This is a genomic window from Protofrankia sp. CiP3, assembly GCF_917627345.1.
Lineage (GTDB): Bacteria > Actinomycetota > Actinomycetes > Frankiales > Frankiaceae > Protofrankia.
The window spans coordinates 1-8,327 of sequence record NZ_CAKJTM010000116.1 but is presented as its reverse complement, the minus strand read 5'-3'; the positions used below and the strand labels follow the sequence as shown (position 1 = coordinate 8,327).

At 68.9% G+C, this 8,327-nt stretch carries 7 protein-coding genes; 3 read left to right on the top strand and 4 right to left on the bottom strand.

The genetic code is table 11. From position 1 onward, the window contains the following. Positions 1-282, bottom strand: a 282-nt coding sequence (locus tag MJ797_RS23245; protein WP_239341215.1) for a hypothetical protein, incomplete at its 3' end; no start/stop codon positions are given. A 40-nt stretch (positions 283-322) separates the two neighbouring features. Further along, the gene (locus tag MJ797_RS23240; protein WP_239341213.1) at positions 323-1,105 is read right to left on the bottom strand and encodes an SDR family oxidoreductase; all 783 of its coding nucleotides are present in this window, start codon (positions 1,103-1,105) and stop codon (positions 323-325) included. A gap of 126 nt (positions 1,106-1,231) precedes the next feature. Here MJ797_RS23240 and MJ797_RS23235 point away from each other — a divergent pair, with 126 nt between their 5' ends. After that, positions 1,232-1,729 (top strand): helix-turn-helix domain-containing protein, encoded by a 498-nt coding sequence (locus MJ797_RS23235; RefSeq protein WP_239341211.1) that lies wholly within the window; start codon positions 1,232-1,234, stop codon positions 1,727-1,729. A 334-nt stretch (positions 1,730-2,063) separates the two neighbouring features. On the opposite strand, the gene MJ797_RS23230 is transcribed toward MJ797_RS23235, so the two are convergent. After that, on the bottom strand, positions 2,064-3,374 hold the full coding sequence (locus MJ797_RS23230) for a hypothetical protein (protein WP_239341209.1): 1,311 nt from the start codon (positions 3,372-3,374) through the stop codon (positions 2,064-2,066). Positions 3,375-4,446: 1,072 nt separating this feature from the next. Here MJ797_RS23230 and MJ797_RS23225 point away from each other — a divergent pair. Continuing rightward, positions 4,447-5,979 carry an ATP-binding protein gene (locus MJ797_RS23225; protein ID WP_239341207.1) on the top strand — a complete coding sequence of 511 codons (1,533 nt, stop codon included), beginning with the start codon at positions 4,447-4,449 and terminating at the stop codon, positions 5,977-5,979. Between the two features lie 146 nt (positions 5,980-6,125). On the opposite strand, the gene MJ797_RS23220 is transcribed toward MJ797_RS23225, so the two are convergent. Next, positions 6,126-6,734, bottom strand: coding sequence for a DsbA family protein (locus MJ797_RS23220; RefSeq protein ID WP_239341204.1), 609 nt, complete (start codon positions 6,732-6,734; stop codon positions 6,126-6,128). A gap of 330 nt (positions 6,735-7,064) precedes the next feature. Between MJ797_RS23220 and MJ797_RS23215 the strand changes: the two genes are divergently transcribed. Further along, complete coding sequence (locus tag MJ797_RS23215; protein WP_239341202.1) at positions 7,065-8,222, top strand: Fic family protein; 1,158 nt, start codon at positions 7,065-7,067, stop codon at positions 8,220-8,222. Positions 8,223-8,327: the final 105 nt, after the last annotated feature.

Here is an 8,327-nt window from a genome sequence, read left to right as displayed (position 1 = left end):
CTCGAAGTGGAAGGCCAGCTCGACGGGACTGCCGGGGAAATCGCCGGCAATCTCGGCCCGTGCGTCGTGGCCGTGGCCGTGGCGCTGGATGCTCTTGATCGTGTAGGTCACGAGGGGGACCGCGCCGCGCCAGGAACGGATCGCGTCGATCCCCTGATAGTTCCTGCCCTCGTCTTCGACCAGAGCGTCGGCGGCGAACTGGTCGACGTAGGCCTTCTGGTCAGGGTGGGCGGCGAGCTCGAAGTAGCGGCGGATCGGCTCGGGTATGTCGATGGTGGGCATCGTTGGTCCTGTCTTCTCGTCTGTCGTTCGCGGGGCCGGGTCAGGTGGTGGGGACGGTGCCGCCGTCGATGACGAACTCGGCACCGTTGATCGACGCGGCACGGTCGCAGACGAGGAAGGCGACCAGTTCGGCGACCTCGGCCGGCCGCGCGGGCCGGCCGATCGGGATGCCACCGAGCCCGTCGAGGATCTGCTGGCGGGCTGCGGCTTCGCTGATCCGCTGGCCCGTTGCGATGCGGGCGACGAGGGCCTGGGATGCCTCGGTGTCGATCCAGCCTGGAGCGACCGTGTTGACCCGTACCCCTCGTGGGCCCAGCTCGTTGGCCAGGCCCTTGCTGTAGGTGGTCAATGCCGCCTTGGCCGCGGCGTAGGCCAGAGTGGCGTCGAACAGGGGCATCCGTGCCTGGATCGAGGTCACATGGATCACGACCCCCGCGCCCTGGGCGGTCATGGCGGGTAGCAGGCCACGATCCAGGCGCACCGCGGCGAGCAGGTTCAGGTTCAGCTCGAACGCCCAGTCGGCCTCACTCACCGCGCTATACCCGCCGGACGGGGCCTGGGAGCCGCCGAGGGTATGTACCAGGATGTCCAGCTGACCCCACAGGTCCCGGACCCGTTCGATCACGGCCACGGCACCGCCGGGTGTGCTCAGATCGGCCGCGACGAACAGCCCCGGGTGGTCGTAGCCCTCGGGCATTGACCGGGCGGTCGCCATGACGCTAGCCCCTGCCTCTCGCAGCCTGGTCGCGATGGCGGCTCCGGTGCCTTTGGTGCCGCCGGTGACCAGTGCCTTGCGGCCACCCAGACCGTCGCTGATCGTCACGTCGTCTCGCTCCTCTCAACACGGTCGCCGACCGAGGCTGGTGCCGGCGGCGACCGCGACCGGTAGACTTCTGTTTTAGAAGCCAGTGACTTCTAACTTAGCAGTAATGGAAGGGGTGTCGCGCGCGTGCCCGCACGGATCAGGCTGGAAGACCGGGAGTGCCCGCTGTCACGGGCCGCGGGGATCGTCGGCGAGTGGTGGACGGTGCTGCTGCTGCACGACGCCTTTGACGGCTACACCCGCTTCGACCAGTTCCAGGCCAACCTCGGGATCTCCACGAGCATGCTGACCGCCCGGCTGAAAACCCTGGTCGCTGACGGGCTGCTGGAGCGGCGGCCCTACCAGGCCAGCCCGGCCCGCTACGAATATGTCCTCACCGACCTGGGGCGTTCGCTGCGTCCGGTGCTCGTCGCGCTGGCCGCATGGGGAAACTCGCGGCTCGAGGCCGAGCAGCGCAGCATGGTCCTGGTTGACGCGCAGACGGGCGAGGAGGCCGACCCGATCATGGTCGACCGCACGACCGGCCGCCGGGTTGACGGCGAGGACTTCGTGTTTACCGCCGGTCCTGCCGCCTCCGAGGCGTTCCGCGACCGCTACCGGGACACGACGCCGGTCCGGAGCTGATCAGCGACCGTCCACAAGCCGCCGGAGCGGCCCCGCTGAATGTTCCCAGCTGTGGTGATAACCCCCGGCCAGGGCGCGCTGGACCGGGCGGTCTTCGGGCGCGGCCTGGATCAGGCCCGGGAAGTGCGCAGCCTTGGTGATCATGAGGTGGACTTACCGACAGACCGAGGACCCTGGAGAAGGACGACGGGCCGGGCCGGTGACTGCTGCCGCGGCGCCGACGGATCTCGGAGCTGGGGTCTTCACGGTGAAGTTCCGGGATATGGGCGGGGACGCGGTTCGAGACTGTGATGCCGGCGCGGCTTCACCGGGTTGTGGTACTACGCGCGTGCGGTCATTCGGCTACGCGGGTCATGATGCCGAGTTGTCCGCGTTCGTTGAGCGGGCCAGGGAACCGGGATTCGCCCGAGGCGTAGGCGAGGCAGCGTTCGGTCAGGTCGGCTGCCATGCCGGTGTGTTCGGCGAGGAAGCGGATCCACTCGGGCAGTACCGCGATCAGCTGGGTGGCGAAGTCGTCCTGGTAGAAGTCGCGCAGGTGCGATACCGCCGCGGCGACCTTGTGCGGCGAGCAGTACGGGTACAGGCTGGGGTGCTCGCGCGGGGACCAGGACTCGGCCATCTCCGCGGCAAGGTCACCGGCACCGGCGGGACCCTGGTCGGATTCGTCGTCGGCCGGCCTGTCCTGGTGGCCGATCTGCCGCAGCTGATGGGCGAACTGTTCGGCCGCGGTGCCGGTGCTCAGCCGTGGAAGTGTGCGCCCGCGGGCCCGGCGGGCCGCTTGGCGGACGGTGTGGCCGAGCTGGCGGCTGCGCAGGAACTCGGCGTACTGAGCCTGGTTCTCTCCGCCAAGCCGGATGCCTTCCAGCTCACCGGGCAGAAGCGCGTCGAGCGTCTCGGCGTCATCCGCCGGGGCCAGGGTGGTTTCGGCGGCGGATGGGCCGACAGCCTGCTGCCATTCGGCCAGCGCGGTCTCGGCGGACGGGTGGAAGCCGCTGTGCACGGTGACGACCTCGTATCCGCAGGTGTCCACGTCCCACAGGTACCACCGCCGCGAGCCGTCCGCGCAGGTGAAGGGGGCGACCACGGCCCAGCGGGTGCCGTAGCCGTTCCGCGCCCACTGGGCCGGGCCGGTCACGGCACGCCCGCGGATGGCCCGCTGTGCCGCGGCGTCGTCCAGGTGCTCGGCGACCAGATCCCGCGCGGACGCACTCAGTGGCTCCGGCAGCACACCGGCGACGACGGCCAGCAGCCTTTGCGCCGCCGCGACGTCACTGCTGGAATCCTCGGACCCGTGCAGCCGCTCGTCGAGCGCGTGCAGCACGGCGCGGACGAAGTCGTCCGGGTTGACCATGTCCTCCAGCTCACCGCCCTCGTACTGGATCATCGCCGCACCGAAGCGGGCGCAGAAGTCATCTTCGAGCTCGTCGTCGGACCAGCTGAGAGCAGCCATGATCAACGCATCGACCATCGGTCCGGCGGAGTCCGCGGCCAGCGCGGTGCGGTGCTCGTCGAGCCGGCGACGGTACTCGAACAGTTCCCGCAACGGGTTGGCCTGCGCTGCCCTGCTGAGGGCCGCCACCTCGGGCCGGCCCGAGGAACGACGACCGGACCGCGACTTCTTCTTCCGTTTACGAGACACAGGCACGGCGCTGGATTATACCCGGGCAGACAGCAGAGGCCCACCGCGGTACCACGTGATCGAGTCGATACAGTTCGATCGCCAGCGCGGAGCGTGGAGATACTCCAGCGGTTGGCGACCATCAGGTGACAACGGGGATGTTCCCGCTCAGCCTCGCTCTGGGCTTGATGGAGACGGCTGGCTGGGGATGGGCACGCCGGTGTCCTCAGCCGCACGACCAGAGGCTGGCCGCGGGGACGGCGAGGATGCGTTCTGCGAGCTGGAAGACTCGTGGGCCGGTGTGTACGAGGAGCCCGAGAGCGAACCGTGGACCGATCTCCGCCGCAAGCCATTCCAGGTGTCGCGCGTCGGTGTGGGTCGATTCTGCGCCGGGACGTCCAGGCACATGATCGACTGGCAGACACGCCGGGTCGTGGTCGTCTTGCCGCACGCCCGGGGGCCGACGACGAGGACGGCTGGGTGGGAGGCGATGACATCCCGCAGCTCCGTGTCGGGCAGACGAGGAACGTAGGCGCGCACAACTATCCGATCATGGAATTGACACGTAGTTGACCATGAAAATAGCACGTAGATCATCGATGATCTAACACGCGTTCGGACCACGATCCAGCGCACCTCGCAGGTGGTCTCCAGCCCGGCCGCCAGAGATCGCAGTCCACGCCGGCCACAGACGAACCCCTGACCACCCAGACCAGCCCGTCCGGCCACTTCACCATCGCCCGCCTGGTCCTGCCACCTGGCCGCCGGCAGACCCTGGCATCGTCATAGCAGGTGGTTTGTCGCGGGCATGGCGCCGTCAGCGGCACGACGAGGTCGACCCGCGCTACGACAGCTCCCCCGCCAAGGTCTACGACGCCTTCCTCGCCGGCACCATGGCCAGCGCACCCTGACCGAGGACGCCCTGACCAGCTGGCGCCCACCCGCCCCCACCCGCGGCCGCCGCGCCGCCCGGGGGTAGGCGGTCGGGGGCGGTCCGTAGAGTTGCGCTGATCGGTCCGTGCCGGCGGCCGGGAGAGGGCGGTGCGTGATGGCTCGCTGGTTCAACACGGCTGGGCCCTGCGTCCCCGAGCTTCATTACATGATCCCGGCCGCGGCACGGCTCCCAGATGTGCCCGGCCTCGTGGCGCAGCACGGCTACTTCGTTGTGCACGCTCCCCGGCAGACGGGGAAGACGACGACGCTGCGGACACTCGCCCAGGAACTGACCGAGAGCGGCCGATACGCCGCGGTGCTGACCTCCTGTGAGCCTGGGCGCCCCTGGTCCGATGACGTCAACGCGGCGGAACGCGCCATCCTGGGGACACTCCAGGAACGGGCGGCCGAGGCCCTGCCCGCTGACCTGTGCCCGCCGGCCTGGCCGGAGGCGCCTGCTGGGGTGCTGCTGAGCAGCGCGCTCGCGGCCTGGTCAAGAGCCTGCCCGCGGCCGGTGGTGCTCGTCCTCGACGAAATCGACGCCCTGGAAGGCCGCACCCTGATCAGCGTGCTCAGCCAGCTGCGCAGCGGCGCCACCGGCCGGCCCGAGAACTTCCCGATCTCGGTCGCTCTCTGTGGCCTGCGCGATCTCCGCGATTATAAGACCGCCGCTGGCGGGAACCCCGACCGGCTCGGCGGCCCCAGCCCGTTCAACATCATCGTCGAGTCGCTCCGGCTGGGGAACTTCACCCTCGACGAGATCGGCGAACTCTACGGCCAGCACACCGCCGACACCGGGCAGCCGTTCACCGACCGGGCGGTCGAGCGGGCGTTCGAGCTGACCGACGGACAGCCCTGGCTGGTCAACGCGCTCGCGAAGGAGATCATCGTCAAGATGGCGGTGCGAGCGCCCGTCCCGATCACGGCCGGGCACGTGGAGAAGGCTACGGAGCGCCTCATCCAGACCCGAGCCACCCACCTGGACTCGCTGGTCGACAAGCTCAACAATCCCCGGGTCCGCGCCATCATCGAACCACTGATCACCGGCATCCCGCCGACACAGCGACCGAAGAACGACGACATCCAGTACGTCCGCGACCTCGGCCTGCTCGCCCAGGACCCACCCGTCCGCCCGGCCAACCCGATCTACAACGAGGTCATCGTCCGGGCCCTGACCGACAGTGTCCTGGAATACGCCACCGACGTCCCCCAGCCCCGCGCCTATGTGCTTCCCGACGGCCGGATGGACTTCACCCGGCTCCTCACCGAGTTCGCCGCCTTCTGGACGGCCAACGGCGACATCCTCGTCTCGCAACAGATCTACCACGAGGCCGCCCCTCATCTCGTCCTCCAGGCGTACCTGCAGCGGGTGGTGAACGGTGGTGGCACCGTTCTGCGCGAGTACGGCGTGGGCCGCGGCCGGCTCGACCTCCTCGTCACCTGGCCCTACCGCGGTCCCGAGGGCGCCGGGGCCGTGCAGCGCCAAGCCCTCGAGCTCAAGGTCCGCGCCGAGGGCGACGCCGACCCCCTCGGCTCCGCACTCGTCCAGCTCGACGGCTACCTCGACCGCCTCGGCCTCGACACCGGTGTTCTGCTTCTCTTCGACCGCCGGCCGACGGCTCCGCCCATCCACGAGCGCACGACCATCACTGCCACGACCAGCCCGGCCGGCCGCCCGGTCACCCTGTTCCGGGGGTAGCTGGGCTTGCGCGGGTTTTCCGAGCAGATCGGCGATCTCGTCGACCGCATACTGACCGACCGGCTCGTGCGCAACGCCGAAGCCACCCTGGCCACCCTCGCCACCCGCTTGGCCGACCTGTCCAGCGCGAAGGCGGTTCTCACCTGTCAGCGGGGAATGGTGGTGTGCTTGAACTCGTTGAGCTCGCTCCAGCCGGTCAGCAGATCCACCACGCGCTCGACCGTGCGGATCGACCCGGCAGGGTCGGCCCCGGCAGGGGAACGGTCCATGAGCCGGACGAAGACAGCCCGGTCGTCAGCGATGAACGTCGGCACACCCCACACAGCGTGACTGTTGGTGTACTGCTCATGCTCGGCGCGGACCCTGGCCAGCGCCTCGCCCGAGTCAATCGCCGTCAGCACCTTTCCGGCCGGCACGCCGTGGTCCGCCAGCACCTTGGCGACCTCGTCGCGGTCGGACAGCTGCCTGGCCTCGTCGTGGCGGAGCGCGAACAGGCCGCGGTGCACGGCCGGGAACACCTCGGGGTAGTCGTCGCGGACAACGACCCCAGCCTGCAGGGCCAGGATGCCACTGTCCTGGTCAGGCTGGTCCCAGACGTCAGGCTGCCCCTCTTCGACGTGGGCCTGTCCGAGGGAGAACGGGGCGAAGCGGACCTGCCAGCCGGCGCCGGCAGCCAGCCCGGTGAGAATGTGTTCGTGCGCGTTGCGGGCGAACGGGCAGCGGTAGTCCCAGGTGACAGTGAACTCAAAGGCCATGAACCCTCCAAGCCGCCGGACCCGCACCGCATTCCCTACCGGCCGGGTAGAAAAATGCTGAGAGCGCCCGCGATCCGTCGCTGTTCGCTCTCGTAGGCCGCTGCCATCCGGTCGGCCTGGCTTTTCGGGATGCCGAGCTCGGCGGCCTGCCGACAGCCCGTCTGAAATGATCAACATGGTGGACGTCGCATGTGGGACGGGTCATCCGGCGGGCCAGGGTCGGCCGTGGGCTCGGGTTGTGGCCGAGGCGCACCCAAGATCCGCTGGCCGGTCCGGCTCGAACAGCAGCGGACTTTTGACGTTATGACTGCGTCAATGCATCATCCATGCATGCTCTACCCCACGCCGTCGCTCACGCCTGCCGACGAGCGCGTGCTCGACGAGATCGACACCATGCGGCAGGCGCTGAGGCACCAAATCCAGACCGCGCCCTCGAAATGGACCGCTGGGCTCCGGAAGTTCCTGACCGCTGATGCGGTTGCGGCATCGAACTCCATCGAGGGTTTCAAGGTGCCCACAGTCGATGTCGAGGACTTGATAGCGGGCGAGAGAGACGTCGAGGTCTCGGACGAAAACCGTGAAGAAACCCTCGCCTACCAGCGAATGATGACCTACATCCAGACGCTCCACGACGCCCCGGACTTCGCCTACAGCAAGGGCCTCTTCAACGCGCTGCACTGGATGTTGCAGGGCCACCGTCATACCGCCCGTAAGCCGGCCGGACAATGGCGCCGGGGTCCCGTCTACGTGACCGACGCCCGCGACCCCAGCATCGCTGCCTATACCGCTCCCGACGCCAACGACGTACCGATCCTCATGGCGGGGCTCGTCGACTGGCTCGGCACCGAGGACGACACCCACCTGCTCGTACGGGCGGCTATGGCGCATTTACACCTTGTGTCCATCCACCCTTGGGCCGACGGAAACGGCCGGATGTCCCGTTCGCTCCAGACGCTGATGATCGCCCGGGAAGGCGTCCTCGCCCCGGAGTTCTCGTCCATTGAGGCGTGGCTCGGCCGCCCCGGCAACACCTGGGAGTACTACCGTGAACTGGCCGGTCGGGGCCCGGCGTACGTTCCAGGCCAGGACGTCTCCAGCTGGGTCGGCTTCAACCTGACCGCCTACCACCAGCAGGCCCAGACGGTTCAGGGCCGGCTCGACCGCTCCGGGCAGGTATGGCGCGCGCTCTCGGAGTTCGCCGACGGCAACGACCTGGACGAGCGAGTGGTGACCGCGCTCCACGACGTCGCCATGGCCGGACGTGTCCGGCGCTCACGCTACGAGCACGCCGAGGGCTTGAGCCTGCAACAGGCACAACGTGACCTCCGCGACCTCACCAGCGCCAACGTCCTGGTACCGGTCGGCCGGACCCGGGCCCGCTACTACACGGCAGGCCCCCGCTTCCCTCAGCCCGCGCTCGACGTCGCGCGCACCCCGATGACTCTGAGGAATCCATACACCGACCGACCAGGACCAGAGCAGGCGTGACAGCGCGGTGGCTTCCCTTCCGGGCTCGAGGACCCTGACCCTCTGAATCCACGATCCCCAACCGCAGACCGCGATTTTTCCGGGTGCCTGCGCGGGCCAGGCGAC